Raw genomic sequence first — 23,662 nt, forward strand, 5'->3', positions numbered from 1 at the left:
CGCCACCCTGCCCGCCGCGCCCCCGGCCCCGCGGCCCTCCCCCTCCGCCCTGCATGTCGGCCACCAGCCCGGCGGGCTGGACCACCAGCGCTGGAAGGATCTGCGCCGCGGCCGCACCCGCCCGGAGCGGACGCTGGACCTGCATGGCCGCCGCGCGCAGGAGGCCTATCTGGCGGTGCGGGGCTTCCTGTTCTCCGCCCATGCCCAGGGGCTGCGCTGCGTGGCGGTGGTGACGGGCAAGGGCCCGGCGCCGGATGGCGGCGTGCTGCGGCGGGAGCTGCCGCACTGGCTGAACGCGCCCGACCTGCGGCCGCTGCTGCTCGGCGCGGCGCACCCGGTGCCGAACCAGGGGGTGGTGCACCTGCTGCTGCGCCGCCGCCGCGCCCCCTGAGGCGCCGCGCGTGACCCCCTTCGGCGCCAGGCTGCGCGCGCTGCGCGAGGACCGGGGCGTGACGCTGCAGCAGCTCGCCGCCGCGCTGCATGTCTCGGCCGCCTATCTCTCGGCGCTGGAGCACGGGCGGCGCGGCCGGCCCTCGGCGGGGCTGATCCACCAGGTGAACGAGTATTTCGAGCTGATCTGGGACGATGCGGAGGAGATGGTGCGCCTCGCCCGCCTCTCCCACCCGCGCGTGACACTCGACACCGCCGGCCTCTCGCCGGAGGCGACCGAGCTGGCCAACCTGCTCGCCGCGCGCATTCGCACCCTGCCGCCCGAGACGCTGCGCGCGATGCGGCGGCTGCTGGGCGAATAGCGCCGCTGGCGCAGGGCGAATAGCGCTGCTGGCGCGGGGCGAATAGCGCCGCTGGCGTGGCGCGCGCGGCGGGCGTAGCGTGCCGCGCATGTCGAACTGGCACGTCGCTTCCGAAACAGGGGTCCTGACGGACGTCCTCGTCTGCCCCCCGGATCATTACCGGTGGATCCCCACCAACAGCATCGCCCGCCGCACCCTGTCGGAGAACCGGCAGGCGCCGGCGCCGGCGCATCTGGCCGCCCAGCACGCCGAGCTGGTGGCGGCGATGCAGGAGGCCGGCGTCACCATCCACCGGCTGACGCCGGAGCCGCACCTGCCCTACATGGCCTATACGCGCGACAGCGTGGTGATGACCCACCGGGGCGCCGTGCTGTGCCAGCTCGAGCGGCCGCAGCGCCGGGGCGAATACGCCGCGCTGATCGACTTCCACGCCGCCCATGGCAGCGCCTTCTGGCGGAAATCCTCCGCCGGCACGCTGGAGGGGGGCGACATCCACATCCTCCGCCCCGGCCTGGCGCTGATCGGCCATTCGGGCGGCCGCACGGACGAGGCGGGGGCGGAGCAGTTCGCCGGCTGGCTGCGCGCCGAGGGCTGGGAGGTGCGCCTCGAGCCGTTCGACGAGCACTTCCTGCATCTCGACGTGCTGTTCTGCATGGCCGCGCCCGGCCTCGCCGTGGCCTGCACCGAGGTGCTGGACGACACGCTGCTCGGCTGGCTGGCCGACCACGGCATCCGCTGCATCCCCGTCTCTTACCGCGAGGTGATGCAGCTCGGCTGCAACGTGCTGGCGCTGGGCGGGGGGCGTGTTATCTCCGCGCGCGGCAACCAGGGGCTGAACGCCGCGCTGCGCGCCGAGGGCCTCACCGTGCTCGACCCCGAATTGTCGCTGTTCACCCTGGGTGGCGGCGGCCCGCATTGCCTGACCTGCCCGCTGGCGCGGGTGGAGGAGACCGCATGACCCCCCTTCTCGACATCACGCCGCTCGACACCACGCCGCTCGACACGGTGCTGGCCGCCGCCCGCGACTTCCTGGGCGAGCGCCTCTCCACCAACGCCTCCATCCGCGAGCAGCATTCGCGCGGCGAGGACGCCAACCCGCCGGTGCTGCCGGACGCGGTGGCCTTCGTGGAGAGCACGGCGGAGGTCTCCCGCCTGCTGGCGCTGTGCCACGCGCAGGGCGTGCCGGTGACGCCCTTCGGCGCCGGCACCAGCCTGGAGGGGCACGTGGTGCCCGTCCGGCGCGGCATCAGCCTCGACCTCAGCCGCATGAACGCGGTGCTGGAGGTGAATGCCGAGGACATGGACTGCCTGGTGGAGCCGGGCGTCACCCGCCACCAGCTGAACGACTTCCTGCGCGACCAGGGGCTGTTCTTCCCCGTCGATCCCGGCAGCCACTGCACGCTGGGCGGCATGGTGGCCACCCGCGCCAGCGGCACCAACGCCGTGCGCTACGGCACCATGCGCGAGGCGGTGATGGGCCTCGAGGTGGTGCTGGCCGATGGCCGCGTCATCACCACCGGCGGCCGCACCCGCAAGGCCGCCAATGGCTACGACCTGACGCGGCTGATCATCGGCTCCGAGGGCACGCTCGGCGTCGTCACCAAGATCCGCCTGCGGCTGCACGGCATCCCGGAGGCGACCACCGCCGCCGTCTGCCAGTTCGACAGCCTGCAGGCGGCGGTCGAGACCGTCATCATGACGATGCAGGCGGGCATCCCGGTGGCGCGCATCGAGCTGGCGGATGCCGAGCAGATGCGCGCCTCCATCGCCTATTCGAAGCTGCCCTACGCGCCGCTGCCGACGCTGTTCCTGGAGTTCCACGGCAGCCCGAACGGCGTGCGCGAGCAGGCCGAGGCGGTGGAGGCGCTGGCCGCCGAGATGGGCGGCAAGGGCTTCGCCTGGGCCGAGGACGCCGAGACGCGCGGCCGGCTGTGGAAGGCCCGGCACGACGCCTGGTGGGCGGCCAACGCCCTCTACCCGGGCTGCCGCGGCATCACCACCGATGTCTGCGTGCCGATCTCCCGCCTGGCCGAGGCCATCACCGGCGCCAAGGCGCTGGCCGAGGCGGCGGGGCAGAACACCTGCATCGTCGGCCATGTCGGCGACGGCAACTACCACGTCGTCATCCTGTTCCCGGCCGACGACCCGGAAGGGCTGGAGAAGGCCTGGGCGCTGGACCGGCAGATCGTGGCGCAGGGGCTGGCGCTGGGCGGCACCTGCTCGGGCGAGCACGGCATCGGCCTCGGCAAGCGGGAGTTCCTGGTGCAGGAGCACGGCGCCGAGGTGCTGGACATCATGCGCGGGCTGAAGGCCACGCTGGACCCGAAGGGGATCCTCAATCCCGGCAAGCTGTTCCTGAACTAGATTTCTTCTTTTTCTGAAGAAAAAGAAGCAAAAAGACTTTGTCAGCTTGGCGGCGCGCCATCAGCCAGCGCGGCGCCAACTGACAAAAGTTTTTTGGTTCTTTTTTCTTAACCCGCCTTGGCGTAGCCGGCGCGCAGCTCCATCGCGCGGCGCGTCGGGTTGCGGGGCGCGCGCCGGGCCGGGCGGCCGCGCGCATCCAGGCGCTGCGGCGGACCTTCACGCAGGAAGCGCAGCAGCGCCGCCGCCGCCGCCTCCAGCGCGGCGCGCCCTTCCGGCGCCAGCGTGGCGCTGCCGGGCAGGAAGCGAATCTTCCCCTCCCGCACCACCGGCCGGCCGGGGCCGAACTCGGTCACCTTCATCGCCCGCTCCAGCATGGCGAGGTGGTCCGACTCGCTGAAGGGCACGCTGGTGGTGATGTCCACCGTCCAGCTTTTCAGCCGCGCCCAGAGCGCCCAGCCATGGATGTCGCGGGTTTCGAGCCCTTCGGCGGCGAGCGGCGCGATGGCCGCGCGCAGATGCCCCAGCACCACGGCGCGGCGCTCCTCCCAGAGGCCGCGAACGGCCTCCGTAGGAAAATATTCAGACATTCTCTCAAGCTCCCGGTGGCATGGGCAAGGCCGGAGCGCGCCTGGCGCAACCGAGTCGCAGCCGGCGAACATCTCCATCCGCAGCGGCGTTTCAGGGCCGCGCGACGCTCCGTGCCGCTGGCCACCCACCATCGGCACAAGCCCAATGTGGGAATTTAAGCCTTCCTTGGCAAGCCCAAATGGTCACTCTTTGTTCTCTTTTTGCGGAGCAGCGGCGCGCCCGCCCCGCCCCCGCGCCACCGGCACGGCCGACGTGTAACACCGACGTGACTTGCCAGGGCACAAGCCCTTGGAATGGCATGATGTTCTTCTTACGTTCAGCACTTTCACGGAGTGTTGCCGGCCCATGTCGCTGCCACGCCAGCTGCGCACGCATCAGCGCCGCCTCGCCGGGGTGGTGGCCGCCATCGCCGAGGGGCGCACCCCGGCACGGGACATCCTGGCCGCCGTGACGCCGGGCGGCGGCAAGTCGCTGCTGCCGGTGATCGCGGCGGCGCGGCTGAAGGCGGCGGGGCTGATCGACCGCGTCTGCTGGGTGGTGCCGCGCGACAGCCTGCGCCTGCAGGCCGAGGAGGCCTTCGCCGACCCCGCCTGGCGCGCCGCGCTGGGCCACGGCCTCACGGTGCGGGCGGCGGAGAACGCGCCCGACCCCTGCCGCGGGCTGGATGGCTATGTCACCACCTACCAGGGCATCGCCGCCGCGCCGGCGCTGCACCTGGCCGAGTTCCGCCGCCACCGCACCCTGCTGGTGGTGGACGAGATGCACCACCTGCCCGCCCTGCCCGAGACCGACCCCATGGCGGCGGCGCAGGCGGAGGCGGCGCCGGAGGAGGACCTCGCCGGCGCCTGGTCGCGCGCGCTGCTGCCGCTGCTGGAATGCGCGGCGGTGCGGCTGCTGCTCTCCGGCACGCTGGAGCGGGCGGATGGGCGCGGCATCCTCTGGCTGCCCTACCGCAGCGGCCCGCGCGCCCGCACGCGGGAGGTGGAGCTCGATGCGCCGGGCTGGGCCGTCATCGGCTACAGCCGGGCGCAGGCGCTGGCCGAGCGCGCCGTGCTGCCCGTCACCTTCGGCGCCATGGATGGGGAGGCGCGCTGGCGGGACGAGGACGGCCACAGCCTCGGCCCGCACCGCCTCGCCAACCGCTTCCCGGACGAGACGACGCGCCCCGCCCTGTTCACCGCGCTGCGCACCGGCTTCGCCGAGGCGCTGCTGCACGAGGCCTTCCTGGCCACGCGCGACCTGCGCGCGCGCCGCCGGCAGGCGCGCGGCCTGCCGCCCGGCACCACGGCGCGGGGCCTGGGCAAGCTGCTGGTGGTGGCGCCGGACCAGGCCACGGCGCGGCACTATCTCGGCCTGCTGCGGCGCTGGGTGCCGGCGCGCGAGGCGGAGGAGGCGGTGGCGCTCGCCACCTCCGACAGCGGCGACGCGCAGCAGACGCTGGCTGCCTTCCGGCTGCGGCCGCAGCCCTCCATCCTGGTGACGGTGGCGATGGCCTATGAGGGGCTGGACGCGCCGGAGGTGGCGGTGGTGGCGGCGCTGACGCATATCCGCTCCCGCCCCTGGCTGGAGCAGATGGTGGCGCGCGCCACGCGGGTGGACCCGCAGGCCGGCCCCTACGAGCAGCAGCGCGCGCTGGTCTTCCACCCCGATGACCCGCTCTTCGGCCGCTTCCGCCTGCGCATGGAGACCGAGCAGGGCACGCTGGCGCGCCGGCCGAAGCCGCGCCGCGCGCCGGGCGTGCTGCCGCTCTGGCTGCGCGACCAGCTGCCGCCGCGCGAGGGCATCACCCCGCTCGAATCCAACGCCCTGGCGCTGCGCTTCGACACGCTGGCCCCCGGCCCCGAGCTGGCGCTGAAGCGCCCCGGGCTGGAGGCGGCGGCCGATGCGCCGGAGGCGCCCTCGGTGGCGGAGCGGCGGCTGCGCGCGCGCATCGGCGAGATGGTGGCGGCGCAGGCGGTGGAGGACGAGGCGATGCTGCAGGGCCCACGCTCGGGCCTGGGCGGCCCCGGCCTCTACCACCGCTACAACGCCACGCTGAAGCGGGTGCTGGGCAACCGGAGCCGCGCGCAGATGAGCCTGCTGGAGCTGGAGGCCGCCATCGGCTGGCTGGAGCGCAACCGGCTGGCGGACCACCAGCACCTGCTGGCCGGCGACCCGCGCTATGCCTGGACCGCCCGCAAGCGCGCCGAGTGGAGCCCCCCGGCCCGGCGCGGCGGCACGGCGCGGGCGGCGGAGGCGCCCCGCCGCCGGCAAGGCGGCTGAGAAGCCGCCGCCGGCAAGGCGGCCGGAAAGCCACGCCGCCGGCAAGGCGGCCGGAAAGCCACGCCGCCGGCAAGGCGGCCGAAAAGCCACGCCACCGGCAAGGCGGCTGAAGCGGCGCAAAATCTAAAGCAAAATTAATGAAATTGCCTCGACCTCGGCTTTTATGGCTAAGGGGCGTCGGGCAGTGCCGGGGAGGCCTGCGTCGCCATCCCAGGCCAGCCCGGAGGCCGCCGCGCGCGGCTCGCCCGCTGGCCGGCGGGGCCGGCGGCGCGGGGCAATGGCGGGGTCGTTCCGGTGCGTGACAGGACAGCCAATCTGCCCGAAAATAGTCGTGAGCCGGCAGGTTGAAGCCGGTCCAGTCCAAGGAGTCTTCGGCGCAATGATCCGTCGTCAATTGCTGGCCGGCGGGGCCGTCATGGGGGCCTCGGCCCTGGCCGCCCCTGCCATCGCCCAGACCGCTCCCGAAATCCGCTGGCGCCTCGCAAGCTCCTTCCCGCGCTCGCTCGACACCATCTACGGCGCCGGCGAGCACGTGGCCAAGCGCGTCGCCGCGCTGACCGACAACCGGTTCCAGATCCGCGCCTTCCCGGCCGGCGAGCTGGTGCCCGGGCTGCAGGTGGCCGACGCCGTGCAGAACGGCACGGTGGAGTGCGCCCACACCGCCTCCTACTACTTCGTCGGCAAGGATCCGACCTTCGCCTTCGACGGCGCCGTGCCCTTCGGCATGAACATGCGCCAGACCAACGCCTGGCTGCAGCAGGGCGGCGGGCGCGACGTGCTGAAGGAATTCTTCGCCACCTACAACATGGTCTCCATCCCGGCCGGCAACACGGGCGCGCAGATGGGCGGCTGGTTCCGCAAGGAGATCAAGACCGTCAAGGACCTGGAGGGGCTGAAGTTCCGCGTCGGCGGCTTCGCCGGCAACGTGCTGCAGAAGCTCGGCGTGGTGCCGCAGCAGATCGCCGGCGGCGATATCTACCCGGCGCTGGAGAAGGGCACGATCGACGCCGCCGAGTGGATCGGGCCGTATGACGACGAGAAGCTGGGCTTCAACCGCGTCGCGCCCTTCTACTACTACCCGGGCTGGTGGGAGGGGTGCCTCAACCTCTCCATGTTCATCAACAAGGCGAAGTACGAGGAGCTGCCGCAGCTCTACAAGGAGGCGCTGGAGAGCGCCTGCCGCGACGCCACCATCGAGACGATGGCGAAGTACGACGTGCAGAACCCGCCCGCGCTGCGCCGGCTGATCGCCGGCGGCGCGCAGCTCCGCCCCTTCCCGCGCGACGTGATGCAGGCGAGCTACAAGGCGGCCTTCGAGCTGTATGAGGAGACAGCGGCGAAGAACGAGACCTTCAAGAAGGTCTATGCCCACTGGAAGGCCTTCCGCGACGAGCAGTATGGCTGGTTCCGCGTGGCCGAGTACAGCTTCGACCAGTTCGTCTATGCCATGTACGGCCAGGAGGCGCAGGCGCGCCGCTGACCGCGACGCCGGCGCCGCCCCCCGCGGGCGGCGCCGGCCCTCTTCAACTTCCAACCCGGAGGGTTCCGGCGAATGGGTGCCCTGCTTGGCTTCAGTCGGGCGATGGACCGTATCAACACGAGCATGGGCGTCGTCGCCTACTGGCTGGTCCTGCTGGCCGTCGTGACCAGCGCCGGCAATGCCGTGGTGCGCTACGCGTTCAGTTATTCCTCGAACGCCTGGCTGGAGGTGCAGTGGTACTTCTTCGCCGGCATCGTCATGCTCGGCGCGGCGCCGACGCTGCTGCGCAACGAGCATGTGCGGGTGGACCTGGTGTTCGGCAACCTGTCGGAGCGCAAGCGGCTCTGGGTCGACGTGTTCGGCCTGGTGCTGTTCCTGCTGCCCGCCATGGGGCTGATGGCCTGGATGACCTGGCCCTTCTTCCTCGACAGCTTCCAGCGCATGGAGGAATCCTCCAATGCCGGCGGGCTGATCCGCTGGCCGGTGAAGCTGATCCTGCCGGTCGGCTTCGTGCTGATCTGGCTGCAGGGCCTGTCCGAGCTGATCAAGCGGGTGGCGCTGCTGCGCGGCATCCGGCCCGATGCCGAGGTGGTCACCGAATACCACCGCCCCGACCAATAAATCCCACCCGTAGCGCGGAAACCTCACCCCGATGGTAACTCTCGAGATGATGCCGCCGCTGATGTTCGGCGGCCTCGTCATCTTCCTGCTGATCGGCTTCCCGGTGGCCTTCTCGCTGGCCGCGGTCGGGCTGTTCTTCGGCTTCTTCTCGATCGAGCTGGGCTTCTTCACCACGGCCTATCTCGGCAACCTGCCCTTCCGCGTGTTCGGCATCATGTCGAACGAGCTGCTGCTCTCCATCCCCTTCTTCACGCTGATGGGGGCGGTGCTGGAGCGCTGCGGGCTGGCGGAGGACCTGCTGGAGGGCACCGGCCAGCTCTTCGGCAAGATCCCGGGCGGCCTGGCCGTCGCGGTGGTGCTGGTGGGCGCGGTGCTCGGCGCCATCACCGGCACGGTGGCGGCCAGCGTCATCGCCATGGGCATGATCAGCCTGCCGGTGATGCTGCGCTACGGCTACGACATGCGCATCGCCACCGGCGTCATCGCCGCCTCCGGCACTATCGCGCAGCTGATCCCGCCCTCGCTGGTGCTGATCCTGCTGGGCGACCAGCTCGGCAAGAGCGTGGGCGACATGTATGCCGGCGCCATCGGCCCCTCGCTGCTGCAGATCTCGCTGTTCCTGCTGTTCATCGCGGGCGTCGCCATCCTGCAGCCGCACCGCGTGCCGCCGCTGCCGCCCGAGGCGCTGGGGCCGCGCGGCTGGCCGCTCTACTGGCGCGTCATCAAGGGCATGGTGCCCTCGATCGTGCTCATCTTCCTGGTGCTGGGCACCATCTTCCTGGGCCTCGCCACGCCGACCGAGGCGGGCGCGATGGGCGCCTGCGGCGCCATCCTGCTGGCCGCCATCAACCGCCGCCTCACCTGGCCGCTGATGCGCCAGGCGATGGAGAACACCATGCGCCTGACGGCCATGGTCATCTTCATCCTGGTGGGCTCCACCGTGTTCTCCCTGGTGTTCCAGGGCGTCGATGGCGGAATCTGGATCGAGCACATGCTCTCCCACCTGCCGGGCGGGCAGACGGGCTTCCTGATCTTCGTCAACATCTTCGTCTTCTTCCTGGCCTTCTTCCTCGACTTCTTCGAGATCGTCTTCATCGTGGTGCCGCTGCTCGGGCCCGTGGCGGCGAAGCTCGACATCAACCTGGTCTGGTTCGGCGTGCTGCTCTGCGTGAACCTGCAGACCAGCTTCATGCACCCGCCCTTCGGCTTCGCGCTGTTCTACCTGCGCGGCGTGGCGCCCAAGACGGTTCTGACCCGCGACATCTACTGGGGCGCCATCCCCTGGCTGTGCCTGCAGCTGGTGCTGGTGGCCATCGTCATCCTCTGGCCGGAGAGCGTCACCTACTGGCTGGACAAGGGCACCGGCGTCGACCCCGGCAGCGTGGTGATCGACGTGCCGATGCCCGACATGAACGACGAGGCGGCGCCGCTGATCTTCAAGTGAGATTGGCGCCGCGCTGAACGGGGGGAAGGCCCGCGCCACACCGGCGCGGGCCTTTTTTCATGCCCCCGGCGCGGCCGGGGGCGCCGCCATGCCGCGCGTGCGCCACAGCGAGTAGAGGATGCCCGCCGCCAGGATGGCGAAGGTGACGCCGAGCGAGAGGGCGGGCGGCACCTTGCCGGTCTCGGGGAAGAGCAGGTCCGCCACGAAGATCTTGCCGCCGATGAACACCAGCAGCACCGAGAGCGCGTATTTCAGGTAGTGGAAGCGGTGCACCATGGCCGAGAGCGCGAAGTAGAGCGCGCGCAGGCCGAGGATGGCGAAGATGTTCGAGGTGTAGACGATGAAGGGGTCGGTGGTGATGGCGAAGATCGCCGGCACCGAATCCACCGCGAAGATGACGTCCGCCACCTCCACCAGCACCAGCGCCAGGAAGAGCGGCGTCATGAACAGGGCGGGGCGGCCGGTGGCCGGGTCCGGCTGGCGGATGAAGAAGCGCTCGCCGTGCAGCCCCTCCGTCACGCGGAAGCGGCGACGGATGAGGCGGAGCAGCGGGTTGCCGGCGATGTCCGGCTTGGCGTCCGCCATCCGCCACATCTTGATGCCGGTGAGGATGAGGAAGCCGGCGAACAGGTAGAGCACCCAGGCGAATTGCTGCACGATGGCGGCGCCGAGGCCGATCATGATGGCGCGCAGCACGATGACGCCGAGGATGCCCCAGAACAGCACGCGGTGCTGGTAGAGGCGGGGCACGGCGAAGTAGCCGAAGATCATGGCGATGACGAAGACATTGTCCATCGCCAGGGTCTTCTCGACGATGAAGCCGGTCCAGTAGAGCTGGGCGGCGGTGGCGCCGTCGAGCGCGCCTTCCAGGGGCGGGCGCAGGTGGTCGAAGGAATACCAGACCCAGCCGCCGAACAGCAGGCCGAGGCCGATATAGACGGCGGAGAGGGTCAGGCTCTCGCGCACGCCGATCTCGCGGCTCTCGCGGTGCAGGACCCCGAGGTCGAGCACCAGCAGGGTGACGACGAGCGCCATGAAGGCGAGCCACATCCAGACGGGCGTGGCCAGGAAGCTGGCTGTGAGGAATTCCAAGGTCGGCTCCGGCATGGTCGGGCCCCTCCGGCGGAGGGGCGGGATCAAGCGATGTGTCCGACATCGCAGGCGCCGCGGGGCGCGCTGCCAGAGGGAACCGGACGCCGGATGACGTGGCCCGGCCCAGGCTCCGTTCAAGACGGCGGCGCGGGCGGCGCGCCGATTTTCCTGCCCCGCCCGTTCCTCCCGCCTTCGCCGCCCCTCAGTCCAGCACGCCGCGGATCAGGGCGATGCGCGTCGTCTCGCCGGTGATGCCGAAATCGTCGTCGTTGACGAGGACCAGGGTGCGGTCCGGCAGGATGGCGATGCCCTCGATCTTGCCGGGCAGCTCGGGGTGGTCGGCGCTGTCCAGCACCAGCCGCTTGGCCAGCGGCACGAGGCCGGTGCCCGAGAGGTCGTTGCCCGAGAGGTCGTTGCGCTGCTCCAGGCTGGGGCGGGTGGCCGCGTCGTCCCAGGCGGTGCCGGCGATGTCGGTGGCACCCCGGTCCAGCCGCACCTCGTAGAGCTTGGTGGTCCGCTCGGTGCGCTCCAGCACCAGCAGCCGCTCGGGCCCGAGCCAGGCCAGCTCGGAGATGCGCGGGTCGCTCTGCCGCTCGGAGGGATCATTGCGGAAACTGCGCGGGTCGTCGAGCTGGTAGACCCATTCGCCCGTCACCCGCCCGGCGGCGGGGTCGAAGCGGAGCAGCCGGGTGTTGCGCGCGGCGCGGTAGGCGGCGGCGTCCGGGTTGGCCAGCGGGTTCTGCAGGATGGCGTAGAGGGTGGCGCCGTCCGGCGTGCCGGCCATGCTCTCGATGCCGCGGTTGGACTGGCGCCGGGCCAGGATGGCCGGCAGGCCGGGCTCGATGCGGTAGCCCGCGCCGGCGAACTCGCCCTCTGTGCCGGCGGGGACGACGCGGCGCAGGATGCGGCCATCGGCCGCCACCTCGACCAGCGAGGGGCCATTCTCCTCGCCCACCCAGAAGCGGCCATCGGGCAGGCGCAGCAGCCCCTCGGCGTCGATGGCGGCGGGGTCGTGCGGCAGGGCGCGGCCGGTGCCGTCCAGCGGCGTCTCGGTGCGGCCGGGCAGCGGGTTGGTCAGGCCGCTCACGGGCCGGCCGTCGGGCCGCTTCAGCGCGATGGCCTCGAAGAGGCGGAAGCGCTTCTCGGCGGGCAGGAGCTGCACGCCGTAGAGGGTGGGGGCGTAGCGCGGCACCGGGTAGAGGCGGCCGCGCCGGTCCTCGGCGCAGATCGCCTCCGGCTTCAGGCCGGTGACCGGCTCGGCATCGGCGCAGGCGATGTTCGGGCCACGGTCGGAGAGGGTGTAGAGGATGTCCGCCGGGTCGCCCGGGCGGTGGTAGGCGGCGCTGCCGATGCCCACCGAGAGCTCCAGCGCCCGGCCACCCGGGAAGGTGTGGCGGCCGAGGCGCAGCGCCGGGTCGTCGCTCTCCAGCATGGTGATCTCGGGCGCCGCGAGGGCGGGGGCGGCGAGGACGGGAAGCAGCAGGCCGCAGGTGAGCAGAAGGCGTCGCATGGTGGGAATCCGCGCATGGAGGATGCGCGGACCCTAGCGGCCGCCTCAGGCGCTGCCGCGTGACCCTTCCATGACAGCCGCGTCCTCCGCATGGCCGGCGGCCCAGGCGGCGCGGCGCATCCGGTCCTCGCCCGCCACCGCCAGCCCCAGCAGCGGGCCGAACTTGAAGCCATGGCCGGAGAAGCCGCTCATCACCAGCGCCCGCGGCCCGATCGGCTCCAGCAGGAAGCGCTCCTCTGGCTCCACGTCGTAGTAGCAGGCGCGGGCGCCGAGCACGCGGTAGCCCGCCGCGCCGCGCAGCCGGGGGCGGGCCAGGGCGAGGATGGCCTCCGCCTCGGCCGGGCTGGCCTCGCGCGGGTCGTCGGCGTCGCCCTGGCGGGAGAAGCGGTGGTCGCCGATCTTCAGCGCCGTGCCCGCCACCGGCGGCACGGCGTAGAAGCCGCCCCGCTCGGAGAGGTCGAGCAGCATCGGCGCGGCGGCCCAGGCGGCGCGGTGCTCCGGCGGCGGCTCCAGATAGACGACGATCTGCCGCGAGGGCGTGACGCGCGCGGCGAGGCCGGGCAGGAAGCGCGGCGCCCAGGGGCCGGCGGCCACCACCAGCAGGTCTCCGCCCAGGGTGGTGCCGTCCTCCAGCGCCAGGGTGGCGCGTTCCGGGTCGGCCGAACGCGCGCGGGCGCGGCGGAAGGCGACGCCGCGCGCCGCCAGATGCGCCGCCAGCGCCGCCACGATGCGCCGCGCCAGCAGCACGCCGCCCGGCGCCATGTGGAAAGCCTCCCCCACCCCCGCCGCGGAGAGCATGGGGAAGCGCCGCTCCAGCGCGGCGGGGTCGAGATCGGTGAAGGCATGGCCGTCGGCGGCCAGGGCGGCGCGGCTCTCGGCCAGCCAGCCGGGGCCGGGTTCGCCGCCGCCTTCCCCGCCCAGGGCCAGCACGCCGGTCGGCACGTACAGCGTCTCGCCGAGGTCGGCCCAGAGCCGGTCCCAGGCGGCGTAGGCGGCGTCCACCATCCGCATGTAGCCGCGCTCGGCGCCATAGGCGTGGCGGATCAGGCGGTGGTCGTCGACGCTGGCGCCGCGCGGGTTGGGGCAGTCATCCTGCTCCACCACGGTGACGGACCAGCCCGCCCCGGACAGGCCCCAGGCGGCGGAGAGGCCCATGATCCCGGCCCCGAGGACAAGCGCGTTCGGCATGGCGCGCAGCATGACGCGGCGGGGCGGAAAGGCAACGGCCTGGCGGCCCGCCTCTCAGGCCGGCGCCACCGAGAGGGTGATCAGCCCCTCCAGCGCCTCGCCGGGCGCCAGCACGCGCATGGCGCCATGCGGGGCCAGGAAGGGGCGGTTGATGACATCCGGCACATGGCTCACCGGCTCCAGGCAGAGCACCGGATGGTCGGCGGGCGCGTAGAATTGCAGGTTGTGCGCCCAGTCGCCGCTGGCGCGCAGCGTCAGCGCCATGTCCGGGCGGCGCAGCTCGGCCAGCCCGTCCCAGCCGGCGAAATGCGCGTCGGTGCCGAGCCAGTCCAGCTCGCCGCCCTCCAGCCCGGCGCTGTCCTGCGTGGCGACGGGCAGCTTGCGTGCATCGCGCAGGAAGGTGGCGCGCGCGGCGAAGCGGAGGGTGCAGCCCGGCGGCCGCGCGAACCAGGGGTGCCAGCCGAAGCCCATCGGGCAGGGCGCGGTGCCGGCGTTGCGCACCGTCATGGCCAGGCGCAGCCCTTCCGGCCCCAGCGCCACGCGCAGCCGGGCGTGGTAATGGAACGGCCCGCGGGCAAGGGACTGGGTCAGCACCGCCACCGCCGCGCCCTGCTCCTCCACCTGCCAGGGCGCGAGGCGCGAGAGGCCGTGCAGCGCGTTGCCTTCCTGCGGATGGGTCAGCGGGAAGACATGGGTGGCGCCGGCCCAGGGAAAGCGGCCGCCATCGAGGCGGTTGGTCCAGGGCAGCATCCAGAAGGCGCCGGCCGGGGTGGAATTGGGGTCGCGGCCGGCGAGCGGCGCCAGGATGGGGCGCCCTTCATGCTCCAGCGCGACGAAGGCGGCGCCCTCCTCCGGGCTCAGCTCGGCCCGCCAGGGACCGGATTCGAGGCGCATGGAAGCTTCCTTGGCGGTGCGGCGGGGGAAGGATAGGCCTCCCCCGCCCCGCGCGCCAGACCGGGGCGGGGCCGGTCAGTCCAGGGCGAAGGTCTCGCGCGGGCTGGGCCCGGCGCGGCTGTAGTCGCTGGCGCAGTAGGCGCCGCCCTGGTAGCGCTCGGTCACCGGGTTGCCGGAGACCTTGCCGCCCACCTGCTCGCGGAACGCCTCGGCGCTGTCCTGCGGCTGCCAGCCGATGCGGTCGCGGTGGTCGGCGCCCCAGTAGGTGGCGGGATTGTCGCTGGCGCCCCAGATCACGGCATGGCCGACCTTCGGCGCCGCGATGAAGTCGGCGCAGAGCCGCGCCAGGTCGGCGAAGGAGAGCCAGGTGGAGAGCATCCGGGCATCCACCGGCTCGGGGAAGCAGGAGCCGATGCGGACGTTGAGGTTCTCCACCCCGTGCTTGTCCCAGTAGAGCCGGCCCATCAGCTCGCCATAGGCCTTGGAGAGGCCGTAGAAGCTGTCGGGGCGGAAGGCGCAGTCGGCATCCAGCTTCGCGGCGTTGCCCGAGGGGCGCTCGTGGAAGCCGATGCTGTGGTTGGAGCTGGCGAACAGCACCCGCGCCCCCTCGCGCCGCGCCGCCTCGTAGACGTGGTAGAGGCCGCGGATGTTGGGGTCCAGCACCTCCTCGAAGGGCCGGTCGACCGAGACGCCGCCGAAATGCAGGATCGCCTGGCAACCCTCGGCGATGCGCATCATCGCCAGCCCGTCGCCGAGATCCACGGTGGTGAACCTGGCCCCTTCCGGCAGCGGGTCGGGGAAGGGCTTGATGTCGGTCAGCACCAGGCTGTGGCCGCGCGCCGACAGCTCGGCCGCCAGCATGCGGCCGAGATTGCCGGAGGCGCCGGTCAGCAGGACGGGCTTTTGCGAAGCGGTCATCGGGTTGCGGTCCTCAGGAATTCAACGGCCGCGCGTCACTGGCCGTAGCCGAGCAGCAGGCGCGGCAGGGTGAGGGAAACAGCGGGCCAGTAGGTGGTCAAGGCCAGCGCCACCAGGATGGCGCCATAGAACGGCCAGATGCCCTTCATTGTCTGCTCGATGCGGATCTTGCCGATGGCGCAGCCGACGAACAGCACCGCGCCGACCGGCGGCGTGGTGAGGCCGAGGCCGAGATTCATCATCACCACCATGCCGAACTGCACCGGGTCCATGCCCAGCGCCTGCACCACGGGCAGGAAGATGGGCGTGGTGATCAGGATCAGCGCCGCCATGTCCATGACGCAGCCGAGCAGCAGCAGCGCCACGTTGATCAGCAGCAGGATGACGATGGGGTTGTCGCTGATTGCCAGCATCCCGCGCGTCAGCATGTCGGCGAAGCCGTAGAGGGCGAGCAGGTAGGCGAAGGCCGTGGCGGTGCCCACCAGCAGCAGCACCACGGCGGTGGTGCGCACCGAGGCGGCGAGGGCGATCTTGAAGGTTTCCCAGGTCAGGCCGCGATAGACGATCAGCGTGGCCAGCACCGCCCAGATGGCGCCGAAGGCGGCCGATTCGGTGACGGTGAAGACGCCGCCCAGCACGCCGCCCAGGATGATGACGCCGGTCATCAGCCCCGGCAGCGCGTCGAGGAAGGTCATCAGCAGGTGGCGGAAGCCCTGCCACTGCTCGGCCGGGTAGCCGCGCCGCACCGCCAGCACATAGGCGGCGACCGCGAGGCAGGCGCACATGATGACGCCCGGCACGATGCCGGCGAAGAACAGCGCCGAGACCGAGATGCCGCCCCCCGCCGCCAGGCTGTAGAGGATCATGTTGTGGCTGGGCGGGATCATGATGCCGGCGATCGAGGCCGTGACCGTCACGTTCACCGCGTAGTCGGTGTCGTAGCCCTTCTGCTTCATCGCCGGGATCAGCACGGTGCCGAGCGCCGAGGCGTCGGCCACCGCCGAGCCGGAGATGCCGCCGAACAGCATGGAGGCGGCGACGTTCACCAGGCCGAGGCCGCCGCGCATCCAGCCCACCAGCCCGGCCGCCACAGCGATCAGCCGCCGGGCGATGCCGCCATGCATCATGATCTCGCCGGCGAAGATGAAGAACGGGATGGCGAGCAGGGAGAACATGCTCATCCCCGACGTCATCTGCTGGAACACCACGGCGGGGCTGATGCCCTCCCACAGGAAGCCGGCCAGCGCGGCGAGGCCCAGCGTGAAGGCCACCGGCACCCCCATGACGATGCCGGCGAAGAAGACGAGGAAGAGAAGGATCAGGCCGATTTCCACGCGGGGCTACTCCAGCGGCAGGGCGGCGTGCCGCTCGGTATGGCGGTGCCGCAGCGCGAGCAGGACCTGCTCGACTGAGAACAGGGTGATGAGCGCGCCGCAGAGGGTCAGCGGCAGGTAGGTCCAGATCTGGCTGATGCCGAGCAGCGGGATGCGGATGCCCTGGCTGGTCGCCACCAGCTCCCAGGACCACCAGGCCATGGCGAGGCCGAACAGGCCGACGACAACGTCGGAGGCCAGTTCCGCCGCCCAGCGTGCCGGCGCCGGCAGCGCGTCGCGGAAGCCAAGGACGGAGAGGTGGAAGCGCTCGCGCACCCCCACGGCCGCGACCGGCAGCACGATGCCAAGGACGATGAGGACGGCGGCCCGCTCCACCCAGGTGGGCGTGTCGTTCAGCACGTAGCGGCCGAACACCATCCAGCCGGTGATGGCCACCAGCAGCACCATGGCGGCGGAGGCCAGGACGATGACGATGCGGGCGAGAATATCGAGCAGGCGCGAGAAGGCTGCCATCGCGGCGGGGCTCCCTGCATGGCGCGGATGGAAAAAGGGCGCGGCACCCGGTGGGATGCCGCGCCCCGGCCTGTCAGGGCGTCTCGCGGATGCGGCGGACCAGGTCGGCCATGCGCGGGTCGGTCGCGTACTTCTTGTAGACCGGCTCCATCAGCTGCTGCCAAGGCCCGCGGTCGGTGATGTCGGTCACCTGCGCGCCGCCGGCGATCACCTTCTCCCGGCTCACCCGCTCGCGCTCCGCCCAGAGCTGGCGCTGATACTGCGCCGATTCGCGGGCGGCGGCGCGGAGCATGTCCTTGTCGGCCTGGTTCAGCCGGCGCCAGCGCAGAGAGGAGACCGCCAGCACCTCCGGCACGTTGGAGTGCTCGGTGGTGGCGAAGTACTTGGCCACCTCGAAGTGGCGGGTGCTCTCGTAGGAGGGCCAGTTGTTCTCGGCGCCGTCGATGACGCCGGACTGCAGCGAGGTGTACACCTCGCCGAAGGGCAGCGGCGTCGCGTTGGCGCCCAGCGCCTTGATGATGTCGATCCACAGATCCGAGGTCTGCACGCGGATCTTCATGCCGCGCAGGTCGGCCGGCACCTTCACCGGGCGGATGGTGTACATGCTGCGCGCGCCGGCGTCGTACCAGGCCAGCGGCACGATGCCGGCATTGGCGAGGTCCTCGGCCACCGTGTCGCCGATCGGGCCGTCCACCACCGTGTGCTGGTGCGCCACGGAGCGGAACAGGAAGGGCAGCGTCAGCACCTGGGTGCTGGGGACGATGTTGTTCAGCCCGCTCATGTTGAACTCGGCGAAGTCGATCGAGCCCAGCCGCATCTGCTGGATCGCCTCGTCCTGCTGGCCGAGCTGCGCCGAATGGAAGGTCTTCATCCGGATGCGGTTGTTGCTGCGCTGGGCCACCAGCTCGGTGAAGCGGTCCATGCCCTTGGAGACGGGGTAGTCCGGCGGATGGATGTTCCAGCCGCGCCATTCCTGCGCCTGGCTGGGCGTGGAGGTCCAGCCCAGCAGCGCCACCGCGGCCGCGGCCGCCCAATTCATCAGACGTCGGGTCATCATACTTCCCCCCGCATGTTTTCGTTGGGGAAAGCGTGCCTCCGAAACGGCCCGGTTGTCAAACCCCCCGATCGCGGTCTCTTGCCCTGCGCCGCCACCCGCCGCAGCATGCCCGCCCCTTCCTCCGCCGCCGCCAGGATCGCCCTTTCCGCATGCCGCACCGCGCCGCCAGCTTCGCCCCCACCCTCTCCCAGGCCGCCCAGGACCTTGCCACCGGCCGCACCACCGCCCTGGCGCTGACCGAGGCCGCCCTGGCCCGCATCGCCGACCCCACCGGCGAGGGCGCGCGGGCCTTCGTGGCGGTGCAGGCGGAGCAGGCCCTGGCCACGGCCCGCGCCATGGATTCGCTGCGCGCCGCCGGCCGCGCCCCCTCCCCCTGGGCCGGCATCCCCATCTCCATCAAGGACCTGTTCGACCAGCAGGGCGTGCCCACCCGCGCCGGCGCCGCGGCGCTGGACGACGCAGCCCCCGCCACGGCCACCGCCCCTGCCGTGGCGCGGCTGGAGCGGGCCGGCTTCGTCGTGCTCGGCCGCACCAACATGGTGGAGTTCGCCTTCAGCGGCCTGGGCGTGAACCCGCACCACGGCACGCCGCTCTCGCCCTGGGACCGCGCCACGGGGCGGCTGCCCGGCGGCTCCTCCTCCGGCGCCGCCGTGGCGGTGGCCGAGGGCATGGGCCTCGGCGCGCTGGGCTCCGACACCGGCGGCTCCTGCCGCGTGCCGGCGGCGCTGTGCGGCATCGTCGGCTACAAGCCCACCGCGAAGCGGGTGCCGCTGGAAGGCGTGCTGCCGCTCTCCTTCTCGCTCGACAGCATCGGGCCGCTGGCCAACACCGCCGGCTGCTGCGCCGTGCTGCACGCGCTGATGGCCGGCGCCGGGCACGCCGCGCCGCCGCCCGCCCGCCCGGTGGCCGGGCTGCGCCTCGGCATCCCCGAGGACACCTTCCTGTTCGAGGGGGTGGAGCCGGCGGTGCTGGCCGCCTTCGACCGCGCCGTGGCGCGGCTGGAACAGGCCGGCGCGCGGATCGAGCGATTCGCCCTGCCGGAGCTGGCCGAGATCCCGAGGGCGAATGCCACGGGCGGCTTCGCGGCGGTGGAAGCCTATGCCTGGCACCGCGCCCTGCTCGCCCGCGCCGCCGACCGCTACGACCCGCGCATCCGGGCCCGCATCCAGCGCGGCGCGGCGATGAGCGCCGCCGACTACATCGCCCTGCAACAGGACCGCGCCCGCATCATCGCCGCCACGGCGGCGCGCACCGCGCCCTATGACGCGGTGCTCTGCCCGACCACCGCCCTGACCCCGCCCGCCCTCTCCGAGGTGGCGGAGGAGGCCGAGTACAACCGCATCAACCTGCTGCTGCTGCGCAACACGGCGGCCTTCAACTTCCTCGACCGCTGCAGCATCAGCCTGCCCTGCCATGCCCCGGGCGAGGCGCCGGTGGGGCTGATGCTGACCGGCGCCCATGACGGCGATGCCGCGCTGTTCGCCATTGCCGTGGCGGTGGAGGCGGCCCTGGCGGCCTGAGCTTGGCAGCCTGAGAGTGCGATCCGGGGGCTTCCCTTGCCGGCCGCATCCGGCTAAAGAAGCCCCTGGCGAGGACCCGTAGCTCAGCTGGATAGAGCGTTGCCCTCCGAAGGCAAAGGTCGTACGTTCGAATCGTATCGGGTCCGCCACCCTTTCGTTCCAGAAAATTCGGGCATGCCTGCGCTGTGGTCCAACGGGCCGCCGGCCGATCGCCGCCTGGCGCCGTCTTCGTCGCAGCCCTCCCCGTGACCTGGGGACCATACCCGCCCTGCCCCCCCCTCCGTGCCCCATTGAAGCCGCAGTCAAGGTGCCTGCTTCCGGACCCGGAACCCCGGCTGGCCCACGCCCGACCGGCGTGCCCGCCTCATCAAGGGAGATCGCCCGATGCGGTTGATCGTTTGTCTTGCGGCGCTTCTGTGCCTGAGTGGCTGCGGGCTGGTGGCCCTGCCCTTCCGTGTCGCCGGCGATGTGGTGAAGGTCGTGCCTGTTGTCGGCGGCCCGGTCGGCGGCCCGATCCATGCTGTCGGGGATGCGATCGACCCCTGATCCGCAGCAGGGGCGCGGACATCCCGCGCCCGGAAGCGGCCGGGATCGTTCCGGCCGTTCCCTCAGGCACCTCCGGCGTGCTGGCCCGTCGCGGTGGGATTGCCAGCCGCCGCGGCCGGCGGGGCCATGCCGCCCCCGGCGCGTCCCGCGGCCAGCAGAATGCGAGCCCCCCCTGCCGATAAGCGATGCCGCCGGCCGAAGCCTCCGCCTGCCGCACGAAATCGCCGCAGGCCGGTCCGGCCTGCGGCGCTTCATTTCAGGGCGGGGAAAAGACGAGCCAGCCCTGGCGCGGAGCCAGGGACAGGCCGCGCTTCAGAAGGCGCGGGCCACCACCAGCCCGATGAGCGCCCAGAGCGGAATGCTCAGCACCCCTCCCCACATTAGCCCCTTGGCTGGGGAGGGGCGCGCCTCCGGCAGCTCGAGGTCGAGGGACAGGCTGGGATCGGCAACGGTGTCGCTCATGGCGGTGCCTCGCGGAAGGTAGGAAGTATCCTGCGGACAAACTGTTAACGAGTTATTGATCCACCCAAATTCAAACAAAAGCGAGAGAAATTTCGCGGGTTCCGCACGCTTGCGGCCGCTCCGGCGCCGTCCCACTCTCTCCAGCGGCTCAGCAAGAAGCCGAAGGAGGAACCGCTATGACGCCGAACGACAATCTGCGCGTGCTGCGGCAACATGCCCTGGCGGCGCGCCGCAGCCACATCGCCCAGACACTGGGCATCGCTCACGAGGCGCCCAGCGCCAGCCGCCTGCCGGATCTGCAGCGCATGATCAACGGGCTGGACGCCGCGCTGGAGCTGCCGGCCCGCCCGGTGCCGGAGAGCAGCCAGCCGCGGCGTGCCTGAAGGCGGCGGAGCCGCGGCGCGCCTGAAGGCGGCGGAAAGGCGAAGGCGCGCGCCGGCTGCCTCAGCCTCCCAGCCGCACATTCGCGGTGCGCGCCACCGCCCGCCACTTGGCGATCTCCGCGCGGACGAAGGCGCCGGCCTCCGCCATCTCCTGGGGGGCCGGCGTGCCGCCCATCTGCTGCATCCGCGCCGCGAAGGCCGGGTCGCGCAGCAGGGACGTCACCTCCGCATTGACGCGGCGCAGGATCGGCTCCGGGGTGCCGGCCGGCGCGCACAGCCCGCCCCAGCCGATGGCCACGTAGCCCGACAGCGTCTCGCCGATGCTGGGCACCTCCGGCAGTTGCGGCGCCCGCGCGGCCGAGGTGACGCCCAGCGCCCGGATGCGCCCGGCCTGGACATGCGGCAGGGCGCTGGCCACGCTGTCGAACATCATCGGGATGTTGCCGGCCAGCAGGTCCGCCACCGCCGGGCCGCTGCCGCGATAGGGCACATGCGTCAGCCGCACCCCGGCCTGGTGGGCGAACATCTCCGCCGCCATGTGCTGCGAGGTGCCGGGCCCGCCGCTGCCATAGTTGATGGCGCCGGGCGCCTGGCGCGCCGCCGCCACCAGCTCCGCCACGGTGCGGGGCGCGAAGGAGGGGTGCGCCACGATCACCAGCGGCACGGTGAACACCGTGGTGATGTAGGCGAAATCCGCCTCGGCATCGTAGGGCAGGTTGGGGATGACGCTGGGGTTGATGCCGTGCGTGCCGCTGGTGGAGGCCAGCAGGGTGTAGCCGTCCGGCGCCGCCCGCGCCCCCGCGTCGGTGCCCACCACCCCCGCGCCGCCGGCGCGGTTCTCCACCACCACGCGCTGCGGCCAGCGGCGGGAAAGCTCGTCGGCCAGCAGGCGCAGCATGGTGTCCGTGGCCTGCCCGGGCGGGAAGGGAATCAGCAGGCGGACCGGGCGGGACGGCCATTCGGCCTCGGCGCTGGCCTCGCGGCCGGTCAGCAGGGCAGGAAGGGTCAGGCCAGGGAGAGTCAGGGCAGGCAGGGTCAGAACGGCGCGGCGGCCGGGGGCGCGGGTCATTCTCGGGGCTTCCTCCAGGATTTGGCTGGCTGCATAGGCAAGCCGCACCAGGGGGGCAAGGCAGGGGCGGGATAAAGATCCCTCAGCGGCGCGGTCCACCCTTCGCCCCCGCCACCGCGCATCCCAGATGACATGTCACACTTCCCATGCCGGGCATGGCCCGGAGAAACAGGATGCGCATGAACCGATTCCGGCCTTTCATGGCCCTCGCCCTCGCCATGCTGCCGGCCCTGGCGGCGCCCGCCCTCGGCCAGACGCGGGTGGGCGAGATCAGCACCACCTTCCGCTTGGTGGGCCCCAACGACAAGGTGGTGGTGGAACGCTACGACGACCCGCGCGTGGCCAATGTCTCCTGCTACGTCTCGCGCGCCGACACGGGCGGACTCTCCGGCTGGGTGGGGCTGGCGGAAGACCCCTCGCGCTTCAGCATCGCCTGCCGCGCCACCGGGCCGGTCAGCCTGCCCGCCGGCCTGCCGCAGACGGAATCCGTGTTCCGCCAGTCCGCCTCGCCGCTGTTCAAGGCGCTGACGGTGACGCGCATCCTGGACGCGGAGAAGCGCGTGCTGATCTATCTCATCACCAGCACCAAGCTGGTGGATGGCTCGCCCTACAACAGCGTCACGGCGGTGCCGATCGAGACGGCGGCACGCTAGGCCCCGGGGGCGGCGGCGGCGGGGCAGGCAGGGCGGCGGCCGGCACGGCGATGCCGAGCGGCCGGTCCCGCGCCACCCCCACCGCCACGCCGGCGCCCGCCCACCCCGCCCCCTCCGCCACCAGCAGCGGCGCGGCGCTGCTGCCGCGGGTGCCGGCGCAGTCGTGCAGCAGCAGCGGCGCCGCGGCCAGGACGCGGCAGCCGGAATCCGCCATCAGCACCTCCGGCCTGTCCTGCTGGTAGCCGCCGAGCAGCAGCGCGGTGCCCGGCGCCGGGGCCACGCGCAGCAGCGGCAACGCCTCATCCGCCTCGCCGAGGGGCCGGTCGAGGGTCAGCAGCGCCCAGTCCGCGCCCGCCGGGCCACGCCGCGCCGCCTCGAAGCCCGGCCCGGTCCGGTAGGCCACGACGCGCGCCTGCCCGGTCCATTCCCCCATCCGGTAGCCGCGCAGGAAATGCACCGAGCCGGGCTGCACCAGCGCGGCGGCGCGCGGCGCGACCAGGCAGTGCGCCGCCGTCAGCACATGGCGGGGGCCGACCAGCACGCCGGTGCAGCGGCCGCCCAGCTCCGTCTGCACCCGCCCGAAGGCCCGCCAGGGCGCCGCCGAGACATCCACCCCGCGGCGCGGGTCCGCCTCGCCCACGCCGGGCAACAGCGGGTTGGCCGCCACCGCGGCCGCGGCAAGGCTCAGCAGGAAGGCGGGCAGGAGGGCAGGCATCAGGCGCGGTCGTGGCATCGGCCGGGTGTGGCGCCCGCAGCCGGGGCTGGCGAATCAAATCCGGCGTTGGCTGTGCATCTTCTGGCAACGTTCCGCATTTACAGAATGTTCACGCATCCTGCGGCAAACATGAAATATCAGATCTTCGGGACGGTTTTTGATATGCGCCTCGCCTCTTCCCGCCGCTTCCAGGCCCGCCTGATCCGCCTCCTGCGCGAATGGCTGCTGCAAGGCGCCTATCGGCCGGAGCGCCGCTACATGCGGGGAATCGCCAACCGCTAGCGCGCCAGGCGGGCG

General features: G+C 72.2%; 25 protein-coding genes and 1 tRNA gene. 14 read left to right on the forward strand and 12 right to left on the reverse strand.

Going from position 1 to position 23,662, the window contains the following annotated elements; translation table 11 throughout:
• From ACFOY6_RS12425 to ACFOY6_RS12440, 4 genes are all read left to right on the forward strand, one after another.
• Nucleotides 1-391, forward strand: a 391-nt coding sequence (locus ACFOY6_RS12425; RefSeq protein WP_379650994.1) for a Smr/MutS family protein, incomplete at its 5' end; no start/stop codon positions are given.
• Nucleotides 392-401: 10 nt separating this feature from the next.
• The gene (locus tag ACFOY6_RS12430) at nt 402-752 is read left to right on the forward strand and encodes a helix-turn-helix domain-containing protein (protein ID WP_109518797.1); all 351 of its coding nucleotides are present in this window, start codon (nt 402-404) and stop codon (nt 750-752) included.
• Nucleotides 753-840: 88 nt separating this feature from the next.
• Nucleotides 841-1,710 carry a dimethylarginine dimethylaminohydrolase family protein gene (locus ACFOY6_RS12435; protein ID WP_379650996.1) on the forward strand — a complete coding sequence of 290 codons (870 nt, stop codon included), beginning with the start codon at nt 841-843 and terminating at the stop codon, nt 1,708-1,710.
• The gene (locus ACFOY6_RS12440) at nt 1,707-3,116 is read left to right on the forward strand and encodes an FAD-binding oxidoreductase (protein WP_379650998.1); all 1,410 of its coding nucleotides are present in this window, start codon (nt 1,707-1,709) and stop codon (nt 3,114-3,116) included. Before ACFOY6_RS12435 ends, ACFOY6_RS12440 begins: the two co-directional genes overlap by 4 nt.
• 107 nt (nt 3,117-3,223) lie before the next feature.
• On the opposite strand, the gene ACFOY6_RS12445 is transcribed toward ACFOY6_RS12440, so the two are convergent.
• Nucleotides 3,224-3,703, reverse strand: a complete 480-nt coding sequence (locus ACFOY6_RS12445) for a hypothetical protein (protein ID WP_379651000.1) — start codon at nt 3,701-3,703, stop codon at nt 3,224-3,226.
• Nucleotides 3,704-4,049: 346 nt separating this feature from the next.
• On the opposite strand from ACFOY6_RS12445, the gene ACFOY6_RS12450 reads away from it, so the two are divergent.
• From ACFOY6_RS12450 to ACFOY6_RS12465, 4 genes are all read left to right on the forward strand, one after another.
• Complete coding sequence (locus tag ACFOY6_RS12450) at nt 4,050-5,966, forward strand: DEAD/DEAH box helicase (RefSeq protein WP_379651002.1); 1,917 nt, start codon at nt 4,050-4,052, stop codon at nt 5,964-5,966.
• 379 nt (nt 5,967-6,345) lie between these two features.
• Entirely contained in the window at nt 6,346-7,446 is a 1,101-nt protein-coding gene (locus ACFOY6_RS12455) for a TRAP transporter substrate-binding protein (RefSeq protein WP_379631552.1), read from the forward strand.
• A gap of 72 nt (nt 7,447-7,518) precedes the next feature.
• Nucleotides 7,519-8,067 carry a TRAP transporter small permease subunit gene (locus tag ACFOY6_RS12460; protein ID WP_109518803.1) on the forward strand — a complete coding sequence of 183 codons (549 nt, stop codon included), beginning with the start codon at nt 7,519-7,521 and terminating at the stop codon, nt 8,065-8,067.
• 31 nt (nt 8,068-8,098) lie between these two features.
• Nucleotides 8,099-9,511, forward strand: coding sequence for a TRAP transporter large permease (locus ACFOY6_RS12465; protein WP_109518804.1), 1,413 nt, complete (start codon nt 8,099-8,101; stop codon nt 9,509-9,511).
• Nucleotides 9,512-9,568: 57 nt separating this feature from the next.
• Here the strand turns inward: ACFOY6_RS12465 and ACFOY6_RS12470 are convergent, their stop codons facing one another.
• The 8 genes from ACFOY6_RS12470 to ACFOY6_RS12505 all read right to left on the reverse strand — a co-directional run bounded on the left by ACFOY6_RS12470 (nt 9,569) and on the right by ACFOY6_RS12505 (nt 18,014).
• Nucleotides 9,569-10,618, reverse strand: coding sequence for a TerC family protein (locus tag ACFOY6_RS12470; protein WP_379631558.1), 1,050 nt, complete (start codon nt 10,616-10,618; stop codon nt 9,569-9,571).
• A gap of 187 nt (nt 10,619-10,805) precedes the next feature.
• A complete protein-coding gene (locus ACFOY6_RS12475) occupies nt 10,806-12,113 on the reverse strand; it encodes an esterase-like activity of phytase family protein (RefSeq protein WP_379631560.1) in 1,308 nt (435 codons plus the stop codon).
• Nucleotides 12,114-12,158: 45 nt separating this feature from the next.
• The gene (locus ACFOY6_RS12480; protein WP_379631562.1) at nt 12,159-13,301 is read right to left on the reverse strand and encodes an FAD-dependent oxidoreductase; all 1,143 of its coding nucleotides are present in this window, start codon (nt 13,299-13,301) and stop codon (nt 12,159-12,161) included.
• 54 nt (nt 13,302-13,355) lie between these two features.
• Nucleotides 13,356-14,195 carry an aldose epimerase family protein gene (locus ACFOY6_RS12485; RefSeq protein ID WP_379651005.1) on the reverse strand — a complete coding sequence of 280 codons (840 nt, stop codon included), beginning with the start codon at nt 14,193-14,195 and terminating at the stop codon, nt 13,356-13,358.
• Nucleotides 14,196-14,270: 75 nt separating this feature from the next.
• Nucleotides 14,271-15,113: an NAD-dependent epimerase/dehydratase family protein gene (locus ACFOY6_RS12490; RefSeq protein ID WP_379651007.1), complete on the reverse strand. Its 843-nt coding sequence runs from the start codon at nt 15,111-15,113 to the stop codon at nt 14,271-14,273.
• A 35-nt stretch (nt 15,114-15,148) separates the two neighbouring features.
• Entirely contained in the window at nt 15,149-16,447 is a 1,299-nt protein-coding gene (locus ACFOY6_RS12495) for a TRAP transporter large permease (protein ID WP_379651009.1), read from the reverse strand.
• 6 nt (nt 16,448-16,453) lie between these two features.
• Nucleotides 16,454-16,960 (reverse strand): TRAP transporter small permease, encoded by a 507-nt coding sequence (locus tag ACFOY6_RS12500; protein WP_379631574.1) that lies wholly within the window; start codon nt 16,958-16,960, stop codon nt 16,454-16,456.
• Between the two features lie 73 nt (nt 16,961-17,033).
• Complete coding sequence (locus ACFOY6_RS12505; protein ID WP_245906629.1) at nt 17,034-18,014, reverse strand: TRAP transporter substrate-binding protein; 981 nt, start codon at nt 18,012-18,014, stop codon at nt 17,034-17,036.
• 152 nt (nt 18,015-18,166) lie between these two features.
• Between ACFOY6_RS12505 and ACFOY6_RS12510 the strand changes: the two genes are divergently transcribed.
• The 3 genes from ACFOY6_RS12510 to ACFOY6_RS12520 all read left to right on the forward strand — a co-directional run bounded on the left by ACFOY6_RS12510 (nt 18,167) and on the right by ACFOY6_RS12520 (nt 20,083).
• A complete protein-coding gene (locus tag ACFOY6_RS12510) occupies nt 18,167-19,537 on the forward strand; it encodes an amidase (RefSeq protein ID WP_379651012.1) in 1,371 nt (456 codons plus the stop codon).
• A 72-nt stretch (nt 19,538-19,609) separates the two neighbouring features.
• Nucleotides 19,610-19,686 (forward strand) — tRNA-Arg (locus tag ACFOY6_RS12515).
• Nucleotides 19,687-19,921: 235 nt separating this feature from the next.
• The gene (locus ACFOY6_RS12520; RefSeq protein ID WP_109515920.1) at nt 19,922-20,083 is read left to right on the forward strand and encodes a DUF6726 family protein; all 162 of its coding nucleotides are present in this window, start codon (nt 19,922-19,924) and stop codon (nt 20,081-20,083) included.
• Between the two features lie 312 nt (nt 20,084-20,395).
• Here ACFOY6_RS12520 and ACFOY6_RS12525 read toward each other — a convergent pair whose 3' ends face one another.
• Nucleotides 20,396-20,545: a hypothetical protein gene (locus ACFOY6_RS12525; RefSeq protein WP_181378008.1), complete on the reverse strand. Its 150-nt coding sequence runs from the start codon at nt 20,543-20,545 to the stop codon at nt 20,396-20,398.
• Nucleotides 20,546-20,721: 176 nt separating this feature from the next.
• Between ACFOY6_RS12525 and ACFOY6_RS12530 the strand changes: the two genes are divergently transcribed.
• Nucleotides 20,722-20,928: a hypothetical protein gene (locus ACFOY6_RS12530; protein WP_109515919.1), complete on the forward strand. Its 207-nt coding sequence runs from the start codon at nt 20,722-20,724 to the stop codon at nt 20,926-20,928.
• Between the two features lie 61 nt (nt 20,929-20,989).
• Here ACFOY6_RS12530 and ACFOY6_RS12535 read toward each other — a convergent pair whose 3' ends face one another.
• Complete coding sequence (locus ACFOY6_RS12535) at nt 20,990-21,997, reverse strand: Bug family tripartite tricarboxylate transporter substrate binding protein (RefSeq protein WP_379651014.1); 1,008 nt, start codon at nt 21,995-21,997, stop codon at nt 20,990-20,992.
• Between the two features lie 179 nt (nt 21,998-22,176).
• Here ACFOY6_RS12535 and ACFOY6_RS12540 point away from each other — a divergent pair, with 179 nt between their 5' ends.
• On the forward strand, nt 22,177-22,650 hold the full coding sequence (locus ACFOY6_RS12540) for a CreA family protein (protein ID WP_379631584.1): 474 nt from the start codon (nt 22,177-22,179) through the stop codon (nt 22,648-22,650).
• Here ACFOY6_RS12540 and ACFOY6_RS12545 read toward each other — a convergent pair.
• The gene (locus ACFOY6_RS12545) at nt 22,616-23,365 is read right to left on the reverse strand and encodes a trypsin-like serine peptidase (protein ID WP_379651016.1); all 750 of its coding nucleotides are present in this window, start codon (nt 23,363-23,365) and stop codon (nt 22,616-22,618) included. The two genes, ACFOY6_RS12540 and ACFOY6_RS12545, sit on opposite strands and share 35 nt — an antisense overlap.
• Before the next feature lie 105 nt (nt 23,366-23,470).
• On the opposite strand from ACFOY6_RS12545, the gene ACFOY6_RS12550 reads away from it, so the two are divergent.
• Nucleotides 23,471-23,647, forward strand: a complete 177-nt coding sequence (locus ACFOY6_RS12550) for a hypothetical protein (protein WP_379631586.1) — start codon at nt 23,471-23,473, stop codon at nt 23,645-23,647.
• Nucleotides 23,648-23,662: the final 15 nt, after the last annotated feature.

The sequence above is a fragment of the Teichococcus aestuarii genome (assembly GCF_042651065.1).
GTDB classification, from domain to species: Bacteria; Pseudomonadota; Alphaproteobacteria; order Acetobacterales; family Acetobacteraceae; genus Pseudoroseomonas; species Pseudoroseomonas aestuarii.